This window comes from Nocardioides sp. NPDC054178, assembly GCF_055585005.1.
Genome location: NZ_JBVJKY010000006.1, coordinates 79,577 through 100,041, shown reverse-complemented (window position 1 = coordinate 100,041; position 20,465 = coordinate 79,577). Strand labels below are relative to the sequence as shown.

18 protein-coding genes are annotated in these 20,465 nt (G+C 70.3%); 9 read left to right on the top strand and 9 right to left on the bottom strand.

Going from position 1 to position 20,465, the window contains the following annotated elements:
- Positions 1 to 17 precede the first annotated feature (17 nt).
- Both ACZ6WN_RS21285 and ACZ6WN_RS21280 read right to left on the bottom strand, forming a co-directional pair.
- A complete protein-coding gene (locus tag ACZ6WN_RS21285) occupies positions 18 to 884 on the bottom strand; it encodes a carbohydrate ABC transporter permease (protein ID WP_465867384.1) in 867 nt (288 codons plus the stop codon).
- The gene (locus tag ACZ6WN_RS21280; RefSeq protein WP_465867382.1) at positions 881 to 1,789 is read right to left on the bottom strand and encodes a carbohydrate ABC transporter permease; all 909 of its coding nucleotides are present in this window, start codon (positions 1,787 to 1,789) and stop codon (positions 881 to 883) included. The genes ACZ6WN_RS21285 and ACZ6WN_RS21280 overlap by 4 nt, the downstream gene beginning before the upstream one ends.
- A 254-nt stretch (positions 1,790 to 2,043) precedes the next feature.
- On the opposite strand from ACZ6WN_RS21280, the gene ACZ6WN_RS21275 reads away from it, so the two are divergent.
- Entirely contained in the window at positions 2,044 to 3,132 is a 1,089-nt protein-coding gene (locus ACZ6WN_RS21275; protein ID WP_465867380.1) for a LacI family DNA-binding transcriptional regulator, read from the top strand.
- On the opposite strand, the gene ACZ6WN_RS21270 is transcribed toward ACZ6WN_RS21275, so the two are convergent.
- Genes ACZ6WN_RS21270 through ACZ6WN_RS21250 form a run of 5 tightly spaced genes read right to left on the bottom strand, consistent with a single transcriptional unit; the run spans position 3,122 to position 7,968 of the window.
- Positions 3,122 to 3,991: a fumarylacetoacetate hydrolase family protein gene (locus ACZ6WN_RS21270; RefSeq protein ID WP_465867379.1), complete on the bottom strand. Its 870-nt coding sequence runs from the start codon at positions 3,989 to 3,991 to the stop codon at positions 3,122 to 3,124. The genes ACZ6WN_RS21275 and ACZ6WN_RS21270 overlap by 11 nt on opposite strands.
- Positions 3,992 to 4,002: 11 nt before the next feature.
- Positions 4,003 to 5,784 (bottom strand): IlvD/Edd family dehydratase, encoded by a 1,782-nt coding sequence (locus ACZ6WN_RS21265; protein WP_465867377.1) that lies wholly within the window; start codon positions 5,782 to 5,784, stop codon positions 4,003 to 4,005.
- Between the two features lie 33 nt (positions 5,785 to 5,817).
- Entirely contained in the window at positions 5,818 to 6,456 is a 639-nt protein-coding gene (locus tag ACZ6WN_RS21260; RefSeq protein ID WP_465867375.1) for an alpha/beta hydrolase family protein, read from the bottom strand.
- A gap of 1 nt (position 6,457) precedes the next feature.
- Positions 6,458 to 7,201 (bottom strand): SOS response-associated peptidase, encoded by a 744-nt coding sequence (locus tag ACZ6WN_RS21255; RefSeq protein WP_465867373.1) that lies wholly within the window; start codon positions 7,199 to 7,201, stop codon positions 6,458 to 6,460.
- A 44-nt stretch (positions 7,202 to 7,245) separates the two neighbouring features.
- The gene (locus tag ACZ6WN_RS21250) at positions 7,246 to 7,968 is read right to left on the bottom strand and encodes a hypothetical protein (RefSeq protein ID WP_465867371.1); all 723 of its coding nucleotides are present in this window, start codon (positions 7,966 to 7,968) and stop codon (positions 7,246 to 7,248) included.
- A 291-nt stretch (positions 7,969 to 8,259) separates the two neighbouring features.
- Between ACZ6WN_RS21250 and ACZ6WN_RS21245 the strand changes: the two genes are divergently transcribed.
- From ACZ6WN_RS21245 to ACZ6WN_RS21210, 8 genes are all read left to right on the top strand, one after another.
- On the top strand, positions 8,260 to 10,845 hold the full coding sequence (locus ACZ6WN_RS21245; RefSeq protein ID WP_465867370.1) for a sigma-70 family RNA polymerase sigma factor: 2,586 nt from the start codon (positions 8,260 to 8,262) through the stop codon (positions 10,843 to 10,845).
- A 57-nt stretch (positions 10,846 to 10,902) separates the two neighbouring features.
- Positions 10,903 to 12,198: a 3-phosphoshikimate 1-carboxyvinyltransferase gene (gene aroA, locus ACZ6WN_RS21240; RefSeq protein WP_465867368.1), complete on the top strand. Its 1,296-nt coding sequence runs from the start codon at positions 10,903 to 10,905 to the stop codon at positions 12,196 to 12,198.
- Between the two features lie 4 nt (positions 12,199 to 12,202).
- The gene (rsgA, locus tag ACZ6WN_RS21235) at positions 12,203 to 13,213 is read left to right on the top strand and encodes a ribosome small subunit-dependent GTPase A (protein WP_465867366.1); all 1,011 of its coding nucleotides are present in this window, start codon (positions 12,203 to 12,205) and stop codon (positions 13,211 to 13,213) included.
- Positions 13,214 to 13,311: 98 nt separating this feature from the next.
- A complete protein-coding gene (locus ACZ6WN_RS21230) occupies positions 13,312 to 14,184 on the top strand; it encodes an inositol monophosphatase family protein (RefSeq protein ID WP_465867364.1) in 873 nt (290 codons plus the stop codon).
- Positions 14,185 to 14,238: 54 nt separating this feature from the next.
- A complete protein-coding gene (locus ACZ6WN_RS21225) occupies positions 14,239 to 14,673 on the top strand; it encodes a CBS domain-containing protein (RefSeq protein WP_357341019.1) in 435 nt (144 codons plus the stop codon).
- A gap of 67 nt (positions 14,674 to 14,740) precedes the next feature.
- On the top strand, positions 14,741 to 15,442 hold the full coding sequence (locus tag ACZ6WN_RS21220; protein WP_465867362.1) for a response regulator transcription factor: 702 nt from the start codon (positions 14,741 to 14,743) through the stop codon (positions 15,440 to 15,442).
- Positions 15,439 to 18,072, top strand: a complete 2,634-nt coding sequence (locus tag ACZ6WN_RS21215) for a DUF4153 domain-containing protein (RefSeq protein WP_465867360.1) — start codon at positions 15,439 to 15,441, stop codon at positions 18,070 to 18,072. The genes ACZ6WN_RS21220 and ACZ6WN_RS21215 overlap by 4 nt, the downstream gene beginning before the upstream one ends.
- A gap of 4 nt (positions 18,073 to 18,076) precedes the next feature.
- Entirely contained in the window at positions 18,077 to 18,451 is a 375-nt protein-coding gene (locus tag ACZ6WN_RS21210) for an FKBP-type peptidyl-prolyl cis-trans isomerase (RefSeq protein WP_091050909.1), read from the top strand.
- Positions 18,452 to 18,519: 68 nt separating this feature from the next.
- Here the strand turns inward: ACZ6WN_RS21210 and ACZ6WN_RS21205 are convergent, their stop codons facing one another.
- Positions 18,520 to 18,762, bottom strand: coding sequence for an RNA-binding S4 domain-containing protein (locus ACZ6WN_RS21205; RefSeq protein WP_465867358.1), 243 nt, complete (start codon positions 18,760 to 18,762; stop codon positions 18,520 to 18,522).
- A gap of 416 nt (positions 18,763 to 19,178) precedes the next feature.
- Positions 19,179 to 20,456 (bottom strand): DUF445 domain-containing protein, encoded by a 1,278-nt coding sequence (locus tag ACZ6WN_RS21200; protein ID WP_465867357.1) that lies wholly within the window; start codon positions 20,454 to 20,456, stop codon positions 19,179 to 19,181.
- Between the last annotated feature and the right edge of the window lie 9 nt (positions 20,457 to 20,465).

Sequence of the window (20,465 nt, the reverse complement as noted above, 5' to 3'; positions counted from 1 at the left end):
GAGGTTGTGCAAGGGGGTCACCCCTTGAGCGCCCCGGCCGTCATCCCAGCGACGAAGAACCGCTGGAACAGCAGGAAAAGCACCAGGACGGGAAGGAGCGAGAACATGGATCCGATGATGAGCAGCTCGTAGTTGTTCTCATGCGGCGTGAGCAGGGTGTTGAGCCCGATCGGCAGGGTGAACTTCGACTCCGATCGCAGCACCAGCAGCGGCCAGAGGAAGTTGTTCCAGATGATCATCCCGTTGAGGATCGCCATCGCCGCGAACGCCGGTTTCGCCACCGGCACCACGATCTTGAAGAAGATGCCGAACTCCGTGGCGCCGTCCATGCGGCCGGCCTCGAGCAGGTCCTTCGGGATGCCGAGGAAGTACTGCCGGAAGTAGAAGATCGTCACCGCGGCGGCCAGGAACGGCAGCACGATCACCGAGTAGGAGTCGTCCAGACCGACGTCGTTCACCAGCACGTACAGCGGGAGCATCATGATCTCGAACGGCACGGCCATGAGCAGCAGCACGGCGATGAACATCGCGGTCTTGCCCTTGAAGTCGTAGACCGCGAAGCCGTAGGCCACGAACGAGCTGACCAGCAGCGTCCCGGCGACCTGCACGACGGTGAGCAGGATCGAGTTGGCGAACCAGCGGAAGTACGGCCCGGAGTCGGTGAAGAGCATCACGTAGTTGTCCAGCGACAGCGAGCCGAGATCGACGTCGAAGGAGAGCCCCCGCCGGATGACGTCGTTGCCGTCCTGGAAGGTCGCCACGAACATGATCAGCAGCGGAGCGAGCACGACCAGGGTCAGCACCAGCAGGAACGCGGTCTGGACCGAGCCGTGGAGCCAGTAGGGCAGCTGGACCTTCGTACGCGTGGACCGCTCGGCGCTCATCGGGCGCTCTCCTTCCTGAAGGTCCCGCTCAGCGTGAGGAAGGTCAGGTTGATGGCCATGATGACCACGAGCAGCACGACACCGACCGCGGAGGCGAAGCCCAGGTCGTTCTGCTCGATCCCCCGCCGGTAGAGGTAGCCGATCACCGTGAGCCCCTGGTCGTTGGGCGAGGAGTTGCCGCGGTAGAGCATGAAGCTCTCCAGGAACATCGCCAGGCCGCCGTACACGCTGATGGTGGTGACGTAGACGATGGTCGGCTTCAGGTTGGGCAGGGTGATGTGGAAGAACTGCTGCAGCCGGCTGGCCCCGTCGATGGTCGCGGCCTCGTAGTACTCCTCCGGGATGGCCTGCATCCCGGCGAGGAAGTAGAGGATGTTGACGCCGGTCCAGCGCCACATCGCCAGCGCCAGCAGGGCGATCAGCCCTCCGGTGTCGATGCGGAGCCACCGGACCGGGTCGAGTCCGAACACGCCGACGATCTGGTTCATCAGCCCGGTGCCAGTCTCGGCGAACATCAGCCGGAAGATGATCCCGGCGACCACGACGGAGGTCAGCGCCGGCACGAACATCGAGGCCTTGAAGACCGCCTTGACGCGGTCGCTGCCGATCTTGGAGTTGATGAGTGCGGCCAGCACCAGCGGGATCGGGATCAGCAGCGCGATGGTCAGCACCATGTAGCGGGCACTGTTGAACATCGCCTTCCAGAAGAGCCGGTCCTCCCACAGGCGCTGGTAGTTGTCCAGGCCGATGAAGGCGGTCTGGCCGAACACCACCTCCTGGGTGCTCAGCAGGAAGGTGCGCCCGAGGGGGACCAGCCAGAAGGCGAGCAGCGTGATCAGGAACGGCGCGATGAAGAGGTAGGGCGCTGCCCTCTGCGAATACAGCAGCCGCCGGAGAACGACCATCTGAAGACTCCTCTTCGCTGAGGTATCCCACGCGCGTGGGGGCGTCAAACCACCGGTTTACGACGATGTACGCCTCTCACCAGCAGATTTACCACGTGGTAATCAGCGTATATCCTTGTCCTGCACCTCAGACCCTGTCAAGACCCGAACGTGACATTCGCCACACGGAGTGTCCGAAAGGGCGGGCGGGGCCGACGCGAAATACCGAGGTAGGCTGCCCCTGAACCGGGGGCACGAGGGAACACGAGGCGACGATGGCTGTGACGATGCGCGACGTCGCTGCCGTGGCCCGCGTCTCGCCCAAGACGGTGTCCAATGTGGTGAACGACCATCCGAACGTGCACCCGGACACGCGTGCCCGCGTGCAGCAGGCGATCGCCGAGCTGGGCTACCGGCCGAACCATTCCGCGCGCGGCCTGCGCTCCGGCCGCACCGGCGTCATCGGCCTGGCGGTGCCGGAGCTGAGGCAGGCCTACTTCGCCGAGCTGGCCGACGCGGTCATCGCGGCCGCCGCCAAGCGCGGGCTGAGCGTCATCGTCGGACAGCTCGGTGGCGACCGGGAGCACGAGATCGAGCTCCTCACCCACGGGCTCCCCCAGACCGACGGCCTGCTCTTCAGCCCCGAGCGACTCGGCACCGAGGACCGCGACCTGCTGGCGTACGTCGACTTCCCGATGGTCATGCTGGGTGAGTGGATCTTCGGCGGACCCACCGACCACGTGACGATGCACAACGTCAGCGCCGCCCGAGCGGCCGTCGATCACCTGATCTCGCTGGGGCGCCGGCGGATCGCCGTCATCGGCGCCCATCCCCACGACGAGACCCGACAGCTGGGGCCCTCCAACCTGAGGATCCAGGGCTACCGGGAAGCGCTGGCGGCCGCCGGGATCGAGCACGACCCCCGGCTCGAGCGCGTCGTCGCGCCGTGGCACCCGGAGGACGGCGCCGACGCGGCCAGGCAGCTGATCGAGTCGGGACTGGAGTTCGACGCCATCTTCACCCTGACCGACGCGCTCGGGCTGGGGGCGCTCCGGGCTCTGGGCGAAGCGGGACGCGTCGTGCCCGACGACGTGGCCGTGATCGGCTTCGACAACATCACCATCAGCCACCTGACCATGCCCTCGCTCTCCAGCATCGACCCCGGCCGCGCGGAGATCGCGGAGACGGCGGTCGGCATGCTCGTCGAGCGCATCGAGTGGGGCGCAGGGTCACCGCGGCCGGCACGGCTGCACAAGGCCGCCTTCGACGTCATCGTGCGCGAGTCCTCCGGCGGGACCACCTCCGGGACCACGGAGACCGCGACGCGGCGGCCCGCGACGACGCCTCAGACGCTCAACGGCTGAGCCATCCGAACGGCTCCTTCCCCATCTCCACCCGGTTCACGAGCCTGCCGACCTCGGCGACCTCGATCTCGACCACGTCGCCGGGCCGGAGACTGAAGTCCATGTCGGGGACGATCCCGGTGCCGGTGGTCAGCGCCGCACCGTCGGGGAAGTCGTTGGCGGCGAACAGGTGCTCGACGAGCTGCTGGATCGGACGTACGAGCTGGTCCGACGATGTCTCCGCTTCGACGACCTTGTGCTCACCCCGGCGGACCACCAGGGTGATGGCGAGGCCGGTGGGGTCGGGGACCTCCCACCCGGGCCGGATCCCGGGCCCGAGCGCTGCTGCACCGGCGTACACCTTGGCCTGGGGCAGGTAGAGCGGGTTCTCGCCCTCGATCGAGCGGGAGCTCATGTCGTTGCAGACGGTGTAGCCGATGACCTCGCCGTGGGCGTTGAGCACGACGGCGAGCTCCGGCTCGGGTACGTCGTGGCCGGAGTCGGCGCGGATGCCGACCGGCTCACCGTCGGTGACCAGGCGCCAAGCCGGCGCCTTCGGGAACAGCTCGGGTCGCTGCGCGGAGTAGACCTTGTCGTAGACCGACTGCTCGGCGCTCTCCTCCATCCGGGCGCTGCGCGAGCGGGCGTAGGTGACCCCCGCGCACCACAGCTCGGCCCGCCCGTCCAGCGGAGCGAGCAGACGTACGGACGTGACCGGGACCGGCGCCGCAGAGGCGGACTCGACGGTGGCCCGCAGCGCCTCGAGCGGCATCGCGAGGAGATCCGCCATGGATCCCACGGCGCTCACCGGCGTGATCGCGTCGTCCCTACGTACGCCGACCCGTGGGCCGCTCCCGCTGTCGTATCGGACAAGGTGCATCGGCTGCTCCCTCAGTGGTTGTCGCGGGGGGTGCCCATGGTCTGCGCCACGCGCTGATACCTCACCGCAGGCTCCAGGACCATGCCCTCGGCGAGCTGGCCGACCATGGACCGCTGGATCTCCTGCCACGGGGTCTGCGACTCCGGCACCGGGAACTCCCCGAGCGCCTCGCGCCGCTCGGCCAGCTCGTCGTCCGGGACCAGCATGTCCGCCCTTCCCGTGGTGAGGTCGATCCGCACACGATCGTCGGTACGCAGCAGCGCCAGACCTCCTCCGGCGGCGGCCTCGGGCGAGGCGTTGAGAATCGAGGGCGACCCCGAGGTGCCGGACTGGCGGCCGTCGCCGACGCACGGCAGCGAGTGCACACCACGCTCGATGAGCGCGGCGGGAGGCTGCATGTTGACGACCTCGGCCGAGCCGGGATAGCCGATCGGGCCGACACCGCGGATGAACAGGATGCATCCCTCGTCGACCTCGAGCGAGGGATCGTCGATGCGGGCGTGGTAGTCCTCGGGCCCCTCGAAGACGATCGCCCGGCCCTCGAACACGTTCGGGTGCTCGGGGTCGCAGAGGTAGCGCTCCCGGAACTCCTCCGAGATCACGCTGGTCTTCATGATCGCGCTGTCGAACAGATTTCCGCTCAGCACGATGAAGCCGGCCTGCTCCACGAGCGGGTTGTCGAAGCCGCGGATCACCTCGGCGTCCTCGCTCACCGTGTCGCGGCAGTTCTCGCCGATGGTCCGTCCGTTGACGGTGAGCGCATCCTCGTGGATCAGCCCGTGACGCATCAGCTCGTGGACGACGGCCGGCACCCCGCCGGCGCGGTGGAACTCCTCGCCGAGGAACCTGCCGGCGGGCTGCATGTCGACCACGAGCGGGATCCGGTGTCCGAGGGTCTCCCACTCCTCGATGCCGAGATCGACCCCGATGTGGCGGGCGATCGCGTTGATGTGGACCGGAGCGTTGGTGGAGCCTCCGATCGCCGAGTTCACCACGATCGCGTTCTCGAACGCGTCCCTGGTCAGGATGTCGGAGGGCTTGAGGTCCTCGTGCACCATCTCGACGATGCGCCGGCCCGTCAGGTAGGCGACCCGGCCGCGATCGCGATGCGGCGCCGGGATCGCGGCCGAGCCGGGCAGGCTCATCCCGAGGGTCTCGGCCAGGCTGTTCATCGTGGCGGCGGTGCCCATGGTGTTGCAGTGGCCGGGCGAGGGCGCGGAGGAGGCGATCAGCTCGGTGAACTCCGCCTCGTCGATCTCGCCTGCCGCGAGCAGCTCGCGGGCCTTCCAGATGATCGTGCCCGAGCCGATGCGCTCCCCCTTGAGCCAGCCGTTGAGCATCGGTCCGCCCGAGAGCACGATCGCCGGGATGTTCACCGTGGCCGCCGCCATCACGCACGCCGGCGTGGTCTTGTCGCACCCGGTCGTCAACACCACCCCGTCGAGGGGATAGCCGTAGAGGATCTCCACCAGACCGAGGTAGGCGAGGTTGCGGTCCAGCGCCGCCGTCGGCCGCTTCCCCATCTCATGGATCGGGTGCACCGGGAACTCGAACGCGATCCCACCCATCTCCCGGATCCCGTCGCGTACGCGCTGCGCCAGCCCGAGGTGGTGCCGGTTGCACGGCGAGAGGTCCGAGCCGGTCTGGGCGATGCCGATCACCGGCTTGCCCGACTGGAGCTCCTCGCGCGTCACACCCCAGTTCATGTAGCGCTCGATGTAGAGCGCCGTCATCGCGGGGTTGGACGGGTTGTCGAACCAGTCCTGGCTGCGCAGGCGAGGGGGATTTACCACGTGGTAAACCCTAGCGGCGCCAGGCACCGCCGACTAGACGATGACCTCGCGGACCAGCCACTCCAGGGTGGACTCGACCAGGATCGCGTCGGCGTCGGCCTGCGAGATCGGGCCACGCTTGCCGACGACGAGGGAATGGTCGGCGCCCGGGATCGGGGTGACCTCGATCCCCTCCGGGAACTCCTCGGGCCTGCCGAACCTGTCCCGGGTGCCCTGGAGCACCAGCGTCGGCACCCTGGACTCCAGCAGCTCGTGGGCACGGGAGATGCTCGGCTTGGCGATCGGGTGCAGCGGGAAGGCCAGGCACAGCGCCCCCGCGGCGCCGAACCCGCGTGCCGTACGGACCGCCGAGCGGGCCCCGGCGGAACGACCTCCGACCACCAGCGGTGTGCGCACCCGCATCCAGTTGGCGGCCAGGGTCAGCGCCGCGTCCAAGGACTTGGGCGGCGTGGCCACCGGCTTCCCCTTGACGCGCCAGGGCTGCTCGAAGCGGACCACGGTGATCCCCTGGGCGGGCAGCGCGTCGTTGAGCGCCATCAGGTCGTGGGTGTCGATGCCGTTGCCGGCACCGTGGGAGAGCAGCAGGGTCGCCTGTGGTCGCCGCGCCCGGCGGGTGTAGAGCCGCCCTTGCCCGTAGGGCGTGTCGATCATCTGCGTCGTGGTTCCACCCATGTCATCCCCAGGCTTCCTCGAGCGGCAGCGGCTCGACGAGCTCGCGACCGTTGTTGCGTACGTTGCTCACCAGCGTCGAGACCGGGTAGGCCTCGAGCCGGCCGGGCGCCGCCGGGGTCAGCAGATCCAGGTCGCCCGGACGGGTCGGGTCGAGCCACTGGTCCCAGCGCTCACGTTCCACCATGAGCGGCATCCGGTCGTGGATCCGCCCCAGGGAGTCCTCCGCCTCGGTGGTGATCACCGTGCAGCTCCACAGCCACCGGCCGGGGTCGTCCTCGGCCTTGGCGGGGTCGGGCCACAGCTCGTAGAGCCCGGCCATCGCCAGCACTCCCCCGTCCTTCGGGGTGATGAAGTAGGGCTGCTTGCGCGCCTTGCCCTTCGCGTCCTTGGCGTCGGTGGCGTACCACTCGAAGTAGCCGTCGGCAGGGAGCAGGCAGCGGCGCTTGGCAAACGCACGGCGGTAGGCGGGCTTCTCGCCCACCGTCTCCATCCGGGCGTTGATCATCCGGTTGCCGATCTTGACGTCCTTGGCCCAGGACGGGACCAGGCCCCAACGTACGGAACGGAGCTGGCGCTCGGTGGGCGCGTCCTCCTCTCGCGGCGGGCGCTCGAGGACGGCATAGACGTCGTTGGTCGGGGCTACGTTGTAGCTCTCGGTGAGCGGCTCCTGAAGGCGCAGCTCATCGATCTCGAACTCCTCGGCCAGCTCGTCGGGTTGGCGGCTGGACGCGTAACGACCGCACATACGTTCACCTTAGCGCCGGGCGCCGACGGTGTTCGGCGGTATTTCTAGGCTCCGCGGGCGAGCTCGTCGAGCAGGTGGCCGGCTGACGTGTCGTTCTCAGGGAGTCCCTCGATCCAGATCCGGTCGGCGCTGTGCTCGACCATCCGCTTGAGGAGTCCCAGCCGTTTGACCAGCGTCTCGTCACGTGGGGCGACCACGACCATCCGGCTGTGGCCGACCTGTCCGACCGCGGCCGCGGTCGCGAAGACCGAGCGGGCGGTCTGGCCCAGCAGCGACATCCGGCGGGCGGTGGCGATGCTGTCGGTCTTCCCGCCGGGGGCGCCCGGAAGGTGGGCGTCGGTGACGACCAGGGCGTGGCTGCGTGCCGTCGCCTCGCGGTAGAGGTCCGAGATGCGTTCGCGCAGGTGCGCGAGGGTGGCGAGACCGGTGAGCGGGTCGGCGCAGGAGATGGTGTGCAGATAGCCCAGGGTCGCCTCGCTCCAGGCGACCGACAGCGCGTGCACCTCTGCGAAGGCGGGGTCGCGATCCTCCACGGCCTGCGTGGTCATCCGGAGGTCCTCGAGGCTCTCCCCGAGGGAGACGCCCGACTCGGCGAGATCGTGGCCGGCGACCCAGCAGGCCTCGGCGACGTAGCTGCTGCGCTCGGCGAGCGCCTCGGCGACGGCCTCGAACCGCGGCGGGAGCGCCGCGCGCTGCTCGTCGGAGAGCTCTGTGATCTCAGGCGAGGTGGCTGCAGGCGCACGCCGACCTCGGGAGAACAGCCGCACAACTCACCTCTTTCCTCGTGTTTCCTGGCGTTGGTGTCGTTCCTTGTCCAAAATCGCTGGGTCATGGATACAGTGGTGCGCGCGCTGGCCGATCGCGCTGCACATGGACGTGACGTACGAAATCAGCAACCATGACGCGGTAGCGACCCACATTTTCTGGGCGTCGCGCAACTTGTTGTCAGATCCGGGGAAAGGGCGTGACGTGCGGGCTCTCGCAGTCGTTAGCACAACGCATGTCTCCCGTCGGCGCAACCCGCGTCATACCTCCGTCCTTCTAACGTCTCTGGTGCTGTGAGCGAATCGACCCCCACCTCTTTACCGACCCTCGACGCCCCTGGCGACGCCGAGCTGATCACCGCTGTCCGTGGCGGTGACCTGGATGCGTACGGGACGCTGTTCGAGCGCCATGTCGAGGCCGCCCGCCGCCTCGCCCGCCAGCTGGTCTCGCCGGGCGACGCCGACGACCTCGTCTCCGAGGCGTTCGCCAAGGTGCTCAACGTGCTGCAGCGGGGTGGGGGCCCGGACCTGGCCTTCCGCGCCTACCTGCTGACCTCGCTGCGCCGGCTCCACGTGGACAAGATCCGCGCCGCCTCGAAGCTGACCACCACCGACGACCTGACGCCGTTCGACCCGGGCGTGCCGTTCGAGGACACCGCGGTCTCGGGCTTCGACAACCAGGCCGCCGCGAAGGCGTTCCAGCAGCTTCCGGAGCGCTGGCAGCAGGTGCTGTGGCACACCGAGGTCGAAGGCCAGAAGCCGGCCGAGATCGCACCGATGCTCGGCATGTCGGCCAACTCGGTCTCCGCGCTCGCCTACCGTGCCCGCGAGGGTCTCAAGCAGGCGTTCATCTCGATGCACGCACAGGACGCCGGCGAGGAGGCCTGCGCCACCACGCGCGCCAACCTGGGTGCCTACATCCGCAACGGCCTGTCCAAGCGCGACTCGACGAAGGTCGACGACCACCTGCAGGACTGCCGTCCGTGCACCGCGATCTACCTCGAGCTCACCGAGGTCAACTCCGGGATGGGCGCTTGGCTCGCTCCGGCCCTGCTCGGCTCCGCCGGCGCGGGCTACCTCGCCGTCGGTGGTGGCGTCGCGGCCAAGGGTGGCCTGGTGCTCTTCTTCGGGCGGGTCAAGGACTGGGTGCTGGGCGACCCCGTGGGACGTACGGTCGCGGGTGGTGCCGGTGTCGCGGCTGCTGCGGCCGTCGCCGCCGGGCTCGCGCTCACCGGCGGCGACCCGGCCCCGAAGGTGCCCGCCGCTGAGGAGCCCGCCGCCGAGGCCCCGGCCGACCCGGCCGCACCTCCCGCCGCCGACCCCGCCGCCCCGCCCGCACCTCCCGCCGACAACCCCGCGGCGCCGCCGGCAGCGGCGCCTCCTGCCGACCAGCCGGCCGACCCGCCCGCCGACACCGCTCCCGCCCAGACGCAGCAGGCGCCGGTCATCACCTCGCCGCTCTCCACCATCAGCGGGCAGCCCGGCGGCAAGACCGTGATCGACCTGACCCAGGGAGCCACCGACGCCAACGGCGACCCCCTCTCGGTCAAGGAGGCCTCCGTCGCCTCCCCCGCCCACGGCACCGTCACCCTGGGCGGCGCATCTCCCTCGGGCGGTAAGGGCGGCAGCGTCAGCGGCGCGATCTTCGGGGGTCTGCGGATGGCCGGCGACCCCGTCACCACGGTGACCTACCAGGCCGACATCGGCTGGCGCGGCACCGACACCATCGAGTACGTCCTCACCGACGGGAACGGCGGCGACGTCGCCGGCACCGTCGACGTCGCCACTCCCAACGCCGACCCGAAGGCCGTCGACGACGCCGCCACCGCAACGGTGACCGGCGGCAACGGCAACGGCCAGGGCAACAACGGGAACGGCAACGGCAACCAGCCGAGCTCGGCCACGACCACCATCGACGTGCTCGCCAACGACATCGACGACAACGGCGACGCTCTCGAGCTGCTCGAGATCGTCGCGCAGCCGGCGCACGGCACCGCCGAGATCGCCGACGGCAAGGTCGTCTACACGATGAGCCCGGGCTACGACGGCGCCAGCGACACCTTCACCTATCGGATCTCGGACGGCCACGGCGGCAAGGACGTCGGTGCTGTGGAGGTGACCTTCGAGCAGGCTCCGAAGAACGACCCAAAAGTCGAGGTTAGCCACCGTCACGAGTCCGGTGCGGGCGGCATCTTCACCATCCCCGGCGTCTCCGACCTGCACGAGTATGAGGACGTGATCGTCACGGTCGAGGGTCTCCCCGAGGCTGCTGAGGGCCTCTCGACGACGCTCCGGATCACCATGAGCGGCGTGGCCTCGCCCTACTTCGGACCTGGATTCGCCTGGTCCGCCTGCGGCGCTCCCGTCACCACGATGCCGGTGAACGGCACGGTCACCTACGAGTGCACGCTCGCCGGTGACGGCGAAGCCGCCCACTTCGCCTTCGTCCCGGTCGCGGGGGCGACGTGGACCTTCGAGGCCGGCATCGAGCCCATCGGCTACGAGGACGGCGACGCCACCAACAACACCGACTCGGCCAGCGGCACCGCCGCGCCCGAGCCGACACCGACGCCGACACCCACGCCGACGCCGACGCCCACCGAGACGCCGGACGTACCGCAGGTGCCGACGCCGCCCACGACTCCCGACGTGCCGCAGGTGCCCACGCCGCCGACGACCCCGGACGTACCGCAGGTGCCGACGCCGTCCTCGGACCTTCCCAGCATCCCGGGCGATCCCAGCGGGAGCCCCTCGCTGCCCGAAGGCCCCGTCGAGCCGAGCGGCAGCGCCGACCCGAGCTCGACGCCCGAGGTCGAGCGCGGTGCCGCCACGGGCGGTCTGACCTGGAAGGGTTTCCTGAAGGCGATCGGGATCGGGTGATTTCATCCCCGGCGACCGACGGCGGCCTGTGCTCGCGAAACCTCTAAAGTTGGACCTGTGACTACGACGACCGACCGTGCCGCTGACCATGCCAACGGACCGGCCGACCCCTGGCCGGCACCGCGGGCGCACGGTCCGGTGACCGCGACGGTGTCGCTGCCCGGGAGCAAGTCGCTCACCAACCGGGCGCTGCTGCTCGCCTCGATCGCGGAGGGGCCCAGCGTCGTACGTCGTGCGCTCCGGTCCCGCGACACGCTGCTGATGGCGGCGGCGCTGACGTCGTTGGGGTCCTCGGTGGACACCTCGGGAGACGACTGGGCCGTGACGCCCGGCGCGTTCGGCGCCGATGCCGACGTCGACTGCGGGCTGGCGGGGACGGTGATGCGGTTCGTACCTCCGGTGGCCGCGCTCTCCACCGGCACGGTCGCCTTCGACGGCGACCCGCACATGCGCAACCGGCCGGTCGGCGAGGTGCTGCGGGCGCTCCGCGATCTCGGCGTGGACATCGAGGGCGACGGGCTGCCGTTCACGATCCGTGGCGCCGGTGCGGTGCCCGGCGGAACCGTGGTGGTCGACGCCTCGGCCTCGAGCCAGTTCATCAGCGCGCTGCTGCTCGCGGGGGCGCGCTACGAGCAGGGGGTGGACGTACGCCACGAGGGCAAGCCCGTTCCCTCGTTGCCCCACATCGACATGACGGTCGCGATGCTGCGCGAGCACGGCGTCGCGGTCGATGACTCCGACGCCAACCGCTGGACGGTGGCCGCGGGGTCGATCAAGGCGCTGGATCGCACCATCGAGCCGGACCTGTCCAACGCGGCCCCCTTCCTGGCGCTGGCCGCGGTCTCGGGCGGGACGGTGACGGTGCGCGACTGGCCGCAGGCGACCGACCAGCCGGGCGACCAGCTGCGCGAGGTGCTCTCGCTGATGGGCTGCGAGGTGCGGGTGAGCGACGACGGGCTGACCGTGACCGGCCCCGAGCAGCTCACCGGGATCGACCTGGACATGCACGACATCGGCGAGCTCACCCCCGCCGTCGCCGCGCTGTGCGCGCTCGCCTCGACGCCCTCCCACCTGACCGGCATCGGCCACATCCGTGGCCACGAGACCGACCGGCTCGCCGCGCTCGCGCGCGAGCTGGGAGCGCTCGGGGCCGACGTCACCGAGCATCCCGACGGGCTGACGATCCGGCCGGCGGCCCTGCACGGCGGGGTGTTCCACACCTACGCCGACCACCGGATGGCCCACGCCGGTGTGATCATCGGGGCTGCCGTCGAGGGCGTCCTGGTCGAGAACATCACCACCACCTCCAAGACCTTCACCGACTTCGCGCCCTTCTGGGCCGGTTTGTTCTGACGACATGGCGAAGGCACAGCGGCGCTACGGGACCGAGGACGTCGAGCACTACGACCGTCCCCGGCGCCGCACCCGGCCGCGGACCAAGGACCGGCCCAGCTACGACGACGCCGACCTCGGCCGCGTGATCACGGTGGACCGCGGCCGGTTCACGCTGGTCATGGACGAGGCGCCCGACATCGAGGTGTGGGCGGTCAAGGCCCGTCCGCTCGGCCGCAAGGGTGTGGTCGTGGGCGACCGGGTCAAGGTCGTCGGCGACACCTCGGGCGCGGAAGGAGCATTGGCGCGGATCGTCGAGCTCGAGCCCCGGGAGACGGTGCTGCGGCGTACCGCCGATGACGACGACCCCGTCGAGCGGGTCGTGGTCGCCAACGCCGACCAGCTGGTGATCGTCACCGCGATCGCCGACCCCGAGCCGCGCACGGGGTTCATCGACCGCGCGCTGGTGGCCGCCTACGAGGCGGGCATCGATCCGCTGCTGTGCATCACCAAGGCCGACCTGGCCGATCCGGAGTCGCTGGTCTCGACCTACCGGTCCCTGGGGGTGCCGTGGGTGGTGACGCAGCGCGGCGGCGACATGAGTGCGCTGCGGGACAGGCTCGACGGACGCACCTCGGTCCTCCTCGGCCACAGCGGCGTGGGCAAGTCGACGCTGGTCAACGCCATCGTCCCCGACGCCGGGCGCGAGGTCGGGCACGTCAACGCCGTCACCGGGCGGGGTCGGCACACCTCCACCTCGGCGTTGATGCTGCGGCTTCCGGGGGCCGGGTGGATCGTCGACACCCCGGGGATCCGTACGTTCGGGCTGGCTCACGTCGAGCCGGAACGGCTCATCGTCTCCTTCCCCGATCTGCAGGAGGCGACGACCGAGTGCCCGCGCGGCTGTTCCCACGCCGCTGACGCACCGGAGTGCGGGTTGGACATCGCGGTCGCAGACGGCCGGCTCGATCAGGAACGGGTCGCCTCGTTCCGTCGCCTGCTCGAGGCACGTTCGGTGCCGACGTACGCGCTCTGACCTGGGGGACCCCTCGATGCCCCGGCCCGTGTTTTCGTGGGGAACCGGTTACCAGGGGAGGGACCGCTTCGGGAGCGGAGCCACTAGAGTGAACCCTCGTGGCGAGCACTCCTGACTTCAACGACGACCTGCGGCTGGCGCACCTGCTGGCCGACGACGCCGACTCGCTGTCGACGTCGCGGTTCAAGGCGCTCGACCTGCACGTCATGAACAAGCCCGACCTCACCCCGGTCTCGGACGCGGACAAGGCCGTGGAGGAGTCGATCCGGCGTACGCTCTCCCGCGCGCGTACGCGGGACGCGATCACCGGCGAGGAGTCCGGGTCCTCGGGGTCCTCCAGCCGACGCTGGATCGTCGACCCGATCGACGGCACCAAGAACTTCGTGCGCGGCGTGCCGGTCTGGGCCACCCTGATCGCGCTCGCGGTCGACAACGAGGTCGTGATGTCGGTCGTCTCCGCGCCCCAGCTCGGTCGGCGCTGGTGGGCCGCGAAGGGCCAGGGCGCCCACACCGGCAAGTCGCTGATGAAGTCGACCCGCTGCCAGGTCTCGGACGTACGCCGCCTGGAGGACGCCTCGATGTCCTACTCCTCGCTGCACGGCTGGGAGGAGCGCGATCGGCTCGAGGACTTCCTGGCGCTGATGCGGAGCTGCTGGCGCACTCGTGCCTACTCCGACTTCTGGTCCTACATGCTCGTGGCCGAGGGCGCGGTCGACATCGCGGTCGAGCCGGAGCTGGAGCTCTACGACATGGCCGCGCTGGACATCATCGTGCGCGAGGCCGGCGGGTCCTTCACCTCGCTGGCCGGCGACCCGGGGCCATGGGGCGGCAACGCGCTGGCCACCAACGGTCACCTGCACGACGCGGTGCTCTCCTTCCTCGGCGGTCTGCCCGACGGCAACAACGACGCCGACTGGCCGGCCGCGCAGCCCGGATCCGTCACCGCGTTCCGCCGTCCGGGAACCGAGTAGGCGTTCCCGAACAGACCCTGGCGTGACGTACGTCACGGCCGCTACCGTTGGTGCATGAAGATCGCGGACGTACTCACTCGCAAGGCGATCGCAGAAGTCGTCACGATCGCATCAACCGCCACCGTGCGTGACCTGCTCGGGGTGCTCGCCGAGCACGGCATCGGAGCCTGTGTCGTCAGCGGCGACGGCACCGAGGTCGCCGGCATCGTCTCCGAGCGCGACGTGGTGCGGCGGCTCCACGAGAACGACGCGCTGCTCGCCGCCGAGGTCTCCTCGATCATGACCGCCGAGGTCGAGACTTGTGTCCCCGAAGCCACCATCGACGAGATCCTCGGCATCATGACCAAGCGCCGGATCCGGCACATGCCGGTCGTCTCCCCCGACGGCGGCCTGGTGGGCATCGTCAGCATCGGAGACCTGGTCAAGCACCGGATCGACCAGCTCGCCTTCGAGCGCGACCAGCTCGAGGCGTACGTCCACCAGACGTAGAGCTTCTTCACAGGACCTGCACAACTTCTGCAGCCTTTCCGGCGGCTCCGGCTTCTAGCCTGAGCATGTGCCAGAACATGTGACCGCGACACGCCGGGTCCTCGTCGTCGAGGACGAGCCGGTCATCAACCAGGCCGTCTCCGACCGGCTCGAGGCGGAGGGGTACGACGTCGTCCGGGCGTGGGACGGTCCCGGGGCGGTCTCCTGCTTCGAGCAGACCTCGCCCGACCTGGTCGTCCTCGACGTGATGCTGCCCGGCTACGACGGCCTCGAGGTGTGCCGCCGGATCCAGGCCGTACGCCCCGTCCCGGTGCTCATGCTGACCGCCCGTGTCGAGGAGGCCGACGTGCTGGTCGGCCTCGGGGTGGGGGCCGACGACTACCTCACCAAGCCGTTCCGGGCCCGCGAGCTGGTGGCCCGGGTCAACGCGCTCCTGCGGCGGGTGGAGCGGGCGGCCGAGCTGGCCGGCTCGCCGCGGCGTACGGCTGAGATCGGCGGGCTCCGGATGGACTCGGCCGCCCGGCGGGTCTGGGTCGATGGGGCCGAGGTCCGGCTGACGCCCACCGAGTTCGACCTGCTGGCCTGCCTGGCCGCCGACCCCGGCGCCGTCGTCACCCGCGAGCGGCTGCTCGCCGAGGTCTGGGGCTGGAACGACGCCTCGGGCACCCGCACCGTCGACAGCCACGTGAAGGGGTTGCGCGCCAAGATCGGGTCGGCGCGGGTGCGTACCGTGCACGGCGTCGGCTATGCCCTGGAGGCCGGCGCATGACTCCGCTGGAGCGGGTCTCCTCGATCAAGGTCAAGCTCGGGCTCCTGGTCGCCGCGAGCGCCCTGGTGGCCGCGGTCGTCGCCTCCGCCGGACGGATCACCGGGGTCTCCCCGTGGATCTCGATCCCGGTCACGATCGGGATCGCGCTCGCGGTCACCCAGCTGCTGGCGGCCGGGATGACCTCGCCGTTGCGGCAGATGACCATCGCAGCACGACGGATGGCCCGGGGCGACTACTCGGTCTCGGTGCCCGCCGTCGGCGCCGACGAGGTCGGCCAGCTGGGCCGTGCGTTCAACACGATGGCCAGCGACCTCGGCGCCGTCGACCGCCAGCGCCGCGACCTCGTCGCCAACGTCTCCCACGAGCTGCGTACGCCACTGGCGGCTCTCACCGTCGTGCTGGAGAACCTCGTGGACGGCGTCAGATCGGACCCGGCCGCGCTCCAGACCGCGCTCGGCCAGGCCGAGCGCCTGAGCAGACTGGTCGAGGACCTGCTCGACCTGGCGCGGGTCGACGCCGGCAAGGCGCCGCTGAGCACCGCCTCGGTCGAGCTCGGCCCGCTGCTGGAGGCCTGCGTCGCGGAGACGCGGTTCAACGGCCGGCCGGTCACCTACGAGCTGGACGTGCCGGCCTCTCTCGTCGTCGAGGCCGACGCCGATCGGCTCAGCCAGCTCGTCGTCAACCTGCTCGACAACGCCTCTCGACACAGTCCTCGCGGCGGCGTGGTCACTCTGCGCGCCGGCCTGGACGGCGAGCGCTACCACCTCGAGGTCCTCGACTCCGGACCCGGAGTCCCGGTCGCCGACCGCGGGCGCGTCTTCGAGCCCTTCGGCACGCTCAGCGCTTCCGGCGACGGCGGCGGGACCGGGCTCGGGCTCGCCATCGCCCGGTGGGTCACCGACCTGCACGGCGGCTCCATCGCCTTCCTCGACCCGCTCCCCGACGCCGCCGGCGCGCGGGTGCGCGTCGACCTTCCGCTGCGCCCACCCGCGCGTCCCGTCCCCGATCAGCTCGGGCCCAGTCATCTCACCCCCACCCACGAGGAGAGCCAGATGCCCACCACTCCCCCGGCGGCCGAGCCCGCCGAACCGGCCCAGCCGGTCGAACCATCCCAGCCGGTCGAGCGTCCCGACGCGGGCCCCGAGGCCGATGCGACCCCCTCGGTCCTCGACGACATCTTCGGCACCTACTGGCCCGACTCGGGTGTCCCGGGGAGGTTCGGGCTCTTCATCGGCGCCGTGGTCGCCGGCCTGCTCGGCGGACTGCTGATCCCCGACCGCAACGCCGGGCTCGGGACGGTCATCGTGATGCTCGCCGCCGGCGGGGTCGTGATGTTCGCCAACCAGAGGCGTCGCAGCTGGTTCCCGATCGTCTGCTACGTCCTGTTCGCGATGCTCTCCTCGGTCGCCGTGATCCGCGACGCCGAGTGGATCGTCGCGCTGTGCCTGCTCACTGCGGTCGCGGTGCTGCTGTGCGCCTCCACCCTGGCGAAGACGCTGCTCGGGATCGTGCTGACCGGGATCTCCTGGCCGCTGGCCGGGCTGCGCGGGATCCCGTGGCTGGGCCGCACGCTGACCAGCGTCTCCGGCAAGGGTCACGGGGCCGCGCTCGCCCGCACCACGTTGCTCTCGCTGCTCGGCCTGGTGATCTTCGGGCTCCTGTTCACCACCGCCGACGCGGTGCTGGGCAGCTGGGTCGACCAGTTCGTGCCCGACGTACGTCCCGACACCTTCGCGGCTCGGATCTTCATGACCGTCTTCGTCTTCGGGGTCGTGCTGGCCGCTGCGTACCTGGCGGTGAACCCGCCCCGGATCGACCGCAACGAGCCCACGTCGCAGCCTGTCGCCAACCGCTACGAGTGGCTGGCTCCGGTCGGGGTCGTGGTCGCCGTCTTCGCCGCTTTCCTGGCCGCGCAGGCGGCCGCGGTCTTCGGCGGCGAGGACTACCTGAGGGAGACGACCGGGCTGACGTACGCCGAATATGTCCACCAGGGCTTCGGCCAGCTGACCGTCGCGACGGCGCTGACCCTGCTGGTGATCTGGGCGGCCGCGCGCAAGGCGCCGGTGGAGACGGTGGCCGACCGGCTGTGGCTGCGGGTCGCGCTCGGGCTGCTGGCCGCCGAGGCCCTCGTCGTCGTCGGGTCGGCCCTGTATCGGATGCACCTCTACCAGGAGGCGTACGGCTTCACCCAGCTTCGCCTGCTCGTCGATGTCTTCGAGGCCTGGCTGGGTCTGCTGGTGATCGCCGGGCTGGTCGCCGCGGTGACCGGCAGGGCCATCGGCGGGGGGCTCTGGCTCGGCCGGTTCGCGCTGGTCAGCGGGGCTGTCGCGCTGCTCGGGATCGCCGCGATCAACCCGGACGCGTGGATCGCCGAGCACAACGTCTCGCGCTACGAGGAGACCGGGAAGATCGACACCGAGTTCCTCTCCGGGCTCAGCGACGATGCGGTGCCGGCCCTGAAGAAGCTTCCCGAGGACATGCGCAGCTGTGTGCTCGGACCCAACGACCGCGAGGGCGACTGGCTGGAGTGGAACCTCGGCCGCGAGCGCGCCGACGGCCTGACCCCGGTCTACGCAGCGAAGGTCGGCGCGACGGCGGTGTGCCCCAGCGAGATTCGATACGTAGACTGATTTCATGAGCCAGAAGCCTGAGATCGACTTCGTCGACCCCACCCCTCCGACCGACCTCGTCATCAAGGACATCACCGTCGGTGACGGCGAGGAGGCCACCGAGCGCGACCGCGTCTCGGTCCACTACGTCGGCGTTGCGCTGTCCACCGGTGAGGAGTTCGACGCGTCCTACAACCGCGGCGAGCCGCTCGACTTCCGCGTCGGCATCGGCCAGGTCATCCAGGGCTGGGACCAGGGCATCCTCGGGATGAAGGTCGGCGGCCGCCGCCAGCTCGTCATCCCGCCCCACCTGGGCTACGGCGACCGCGGCGCCGGCGGCGCGATCAAGCCGGGCGAGACCCTGATCTTCGTCTGCGACCTGGTCAAGGTCGAGAAGTAAGCAGTCCGTACGCAGCGAGGCGGTGACCCTTCGGGGTCACCGCCTCGCTCTCGTTCGTCCTCCGGATCTCACCAGGGCACGTCGAAGTCGGCCTCGTCGGAGACCCGGGCCGCCTGGCCGGCGTACTCCACGACGTCACCCACCCGCAGCTGCCGGCCCCGGCGCAGCTCGGTCTCACCATTGACCGTCACCTCACCGGCCGTGATCGCCGGCCGCGCCTCGGACCCGGTCTCCACCAGGTTGGCCAGCTTCATGAACTGACCGAGGCGGATGACCTCGTCGGTGATGGGTACGTCGAAGGGCTCGCTCACCCCGCCATCCTCTCCCCGTCCGCCGAGACGTCACAAATATCGGCCGAGGCGTCAGCGCGGTCGGCCGAGGCGTCACCCGCGTCGGTCGAGGCGTCACCCGCGTCGGTCGAGGCGTCTGTTCGGTCGGCCGAGGCGCGAGCGGGTTGGCCGAGACGTCATTGCGGTCGCCCGAGACGTCACTGCGGTCGCCCGAGACGTCAGCGCGGTTGGCCGAGACGTCACTGCGGTCGGCCGACCTGGCACGGGATGACGTCTCGGCCGACGTGCGTGACGTGTCGGCCGACGTGCGTGACCTCTCGACCGACCTACCTGACGCCTCGGCCGACGTACGTGACCTCTCGACCGACCGCAGCGACCTCTCGGCCGACCTACCCGACCTCTCGGCCGACGTACGTGACGCCTCGGCCGGGGGCGGGTCAGCCGACCAGGACGGCGACGGTGTGGATGATGACGCCGACGAGGCCGCCGACGATGGTGCCGTTGATGCGGATGAACTGCAGGTCGCGGCCGACGAAGAGCTCGATGCGGCGGGCGGCCTGCTTGCCGTCCCAGCGCTGGATGGTGTGGGTGATGACGGTGGTCGCCTCGCGGCCGTAGCGCTTGACGACGTAGACGGCCACGTCGGAGGCGAGCGCGTCGTACCGGCGCTGGAGGGTCTCGTCGAGGACCACCTTCTGGGCGTAGCGGACGACCTCGTCCAGGGCGCGGCGGCGGACGACGCCGTCGGGGTCGCGCAGGGAGGTGGTCAGGGCGCGGCGCAGGGCGTCCCAGATGGAGATGGCGGTGTCGATGACACCGGGGTGGTCGAGCACGCGCTCCTTGAGCCGCTCGGCACGCTCCATGGTCGCCTCGTCGTGCTGAAGGTTGTCGGCGAGGTCAGCGAGCATGGCGTCGATCGCCTTGCGGGCGCGGTGCTCGGGGTCGTCGCGGATGTCGGCGATCCAGCGGACCAGCTCGACGTGGATGCGGGCGGTCACCGGCTCACGCAGCACCTGCGGGGTCCACCACGGCGCCCGCTCGCCGAGCACCTCGGTGACGGTCTCCTCGTTCTCCTCGAGCCAGCCGTGCAGCTCGACGAGCGCCAGGTCGACCAGACCATGATGTACGCCGTCGTCCAGCGCCGCCTGCAGGGTGCCGCCGATGAGCGGGGCGATCTGCTCCTCGCGCAGGCGGGGTACGAACCCGTCCTGGATGATCTCGACGATGTGCCGGTTGCTGATCCGGGACAGGCCGTCGGCGACCACGGTGGAGACCTCGTCGACGACGCGCTTGGCGTTGGGCTCCTCGGAGAGCCACAGCGCGAGCCGCAGCGACGGCATCGCGACACCGAGCCGCTCCCGGATGGTCTCCTCCTGCAAGAAGTTGTCCTGGACGAACTCCTCCAAGCTGGCGCCGAGCTCGTCCTTCCGCTTCGGGATCAGCGCGGTGTGCGGCACCGGCAGCCCCAAGGGGTGGCGGAACAGCGCGGTGACCGCGAACCAGTCGGCCATCGCGCCGACCATGGACGCCTCGGCACCGGCGTTCACGAACCCCCAGAACCCGTCCAGCCGAAGGGTCAGGAGATAGACGATGGCGGCCACGACCAGGAGCCCGGTGGCGACGATGCGCATGCGCCGCAGTGCCTGGCGGCGTACGACATCGGCCTCGGTCTCGACCATCAGGCCGCCGATGCCGGCGCCCCCAGGAGAACTCATGGGCTCAAT

Excerpts from the sequence above, each read along its gene's own strand:
- ACZ6WN_RS21270 (WP_465867379.1), bottom strand. The coding sequence starts at position 3,991 with ATGCACCTTGTCCGATACGACAGCGGGAGCGGCCCACGGGTCGGCGTA.
- ACZ6WN_RS21275 (WP_465867380.1), top strand. The coding sequence starts at position 2,044 with ATGGCTGTGACGATGCGCGACGTCGCTGCCGTGGCCCGCGTCTCGCCC.
- ACZ6WN_RS21260 (WP_465867375.1), bottom strand. The coding sequence starts at position 6,456 with ATGGGTGGAACCACGACGCAGATGATCGACACGCCCTACGGGCAAGGG.
- ACZ6WN_RS21200 (WP_465867357.1), bottom strand. The coding sequence starts at position 20,456 with ATGAGTTCTCCTGGGGGCGCCGGCATCGGCGGCCTGATGGTCGAGACC.
- ACZ6WN_RS21255 (WP_465867373.1), bottom strand. The coding sequence starts at position 7,201 with ATGTGCGGTCGTTACGCGTCCAGCCGCCAACCCGACGAGCTGGCCGAG.
- ACZ6WN_RS21225 (WP_357341019.1), top strand. The coding sequence starts at position 14,239 with ATGAAGATCGCGGACGTACTCACTCGCAAGGCGATCGCAGAAGTCGTC.
- ACZ6WN_RS21280 (WP_465867382.1), bottom strand. The coding sequence starts at position 1,789 with ATGGTCGTTCTCCGGCGGCTGCTGTATTCGCAGAGGGCAGCGCCCTAC.
- rsgA (WP_465867366.1), top strand. The coding sequence starts at position 12,203 with ATGGCGAAGGCACAGCGGCGCTACGGGACCGAGGACGTCGAGCACTAC.
- ACZ6WN_RS21215 (WP_465867360.1), top strand. The coding sequence starts at position 15,439 with ATGACTCCGCTGGAGCGGGTCTCCTCGATCAAGGTCAAGCTCGGGCTC.
- ACZ6WN_RS21285 (WP_465867384.1), bottom strand. The coding sequence starts at position 884 with ATGAGCGCCGAGCGGTCCACGCGTACGAAGGTCCAGCTGCCCTACTGG.
- ACZ6WN_RS21210 (WP_091050909.1), top strand. The coding sequence starts at position 18,077 with ATGAGCCAGAAGCCTGAGATCGACTTCGTCGACCCCACCCCTCCGACC.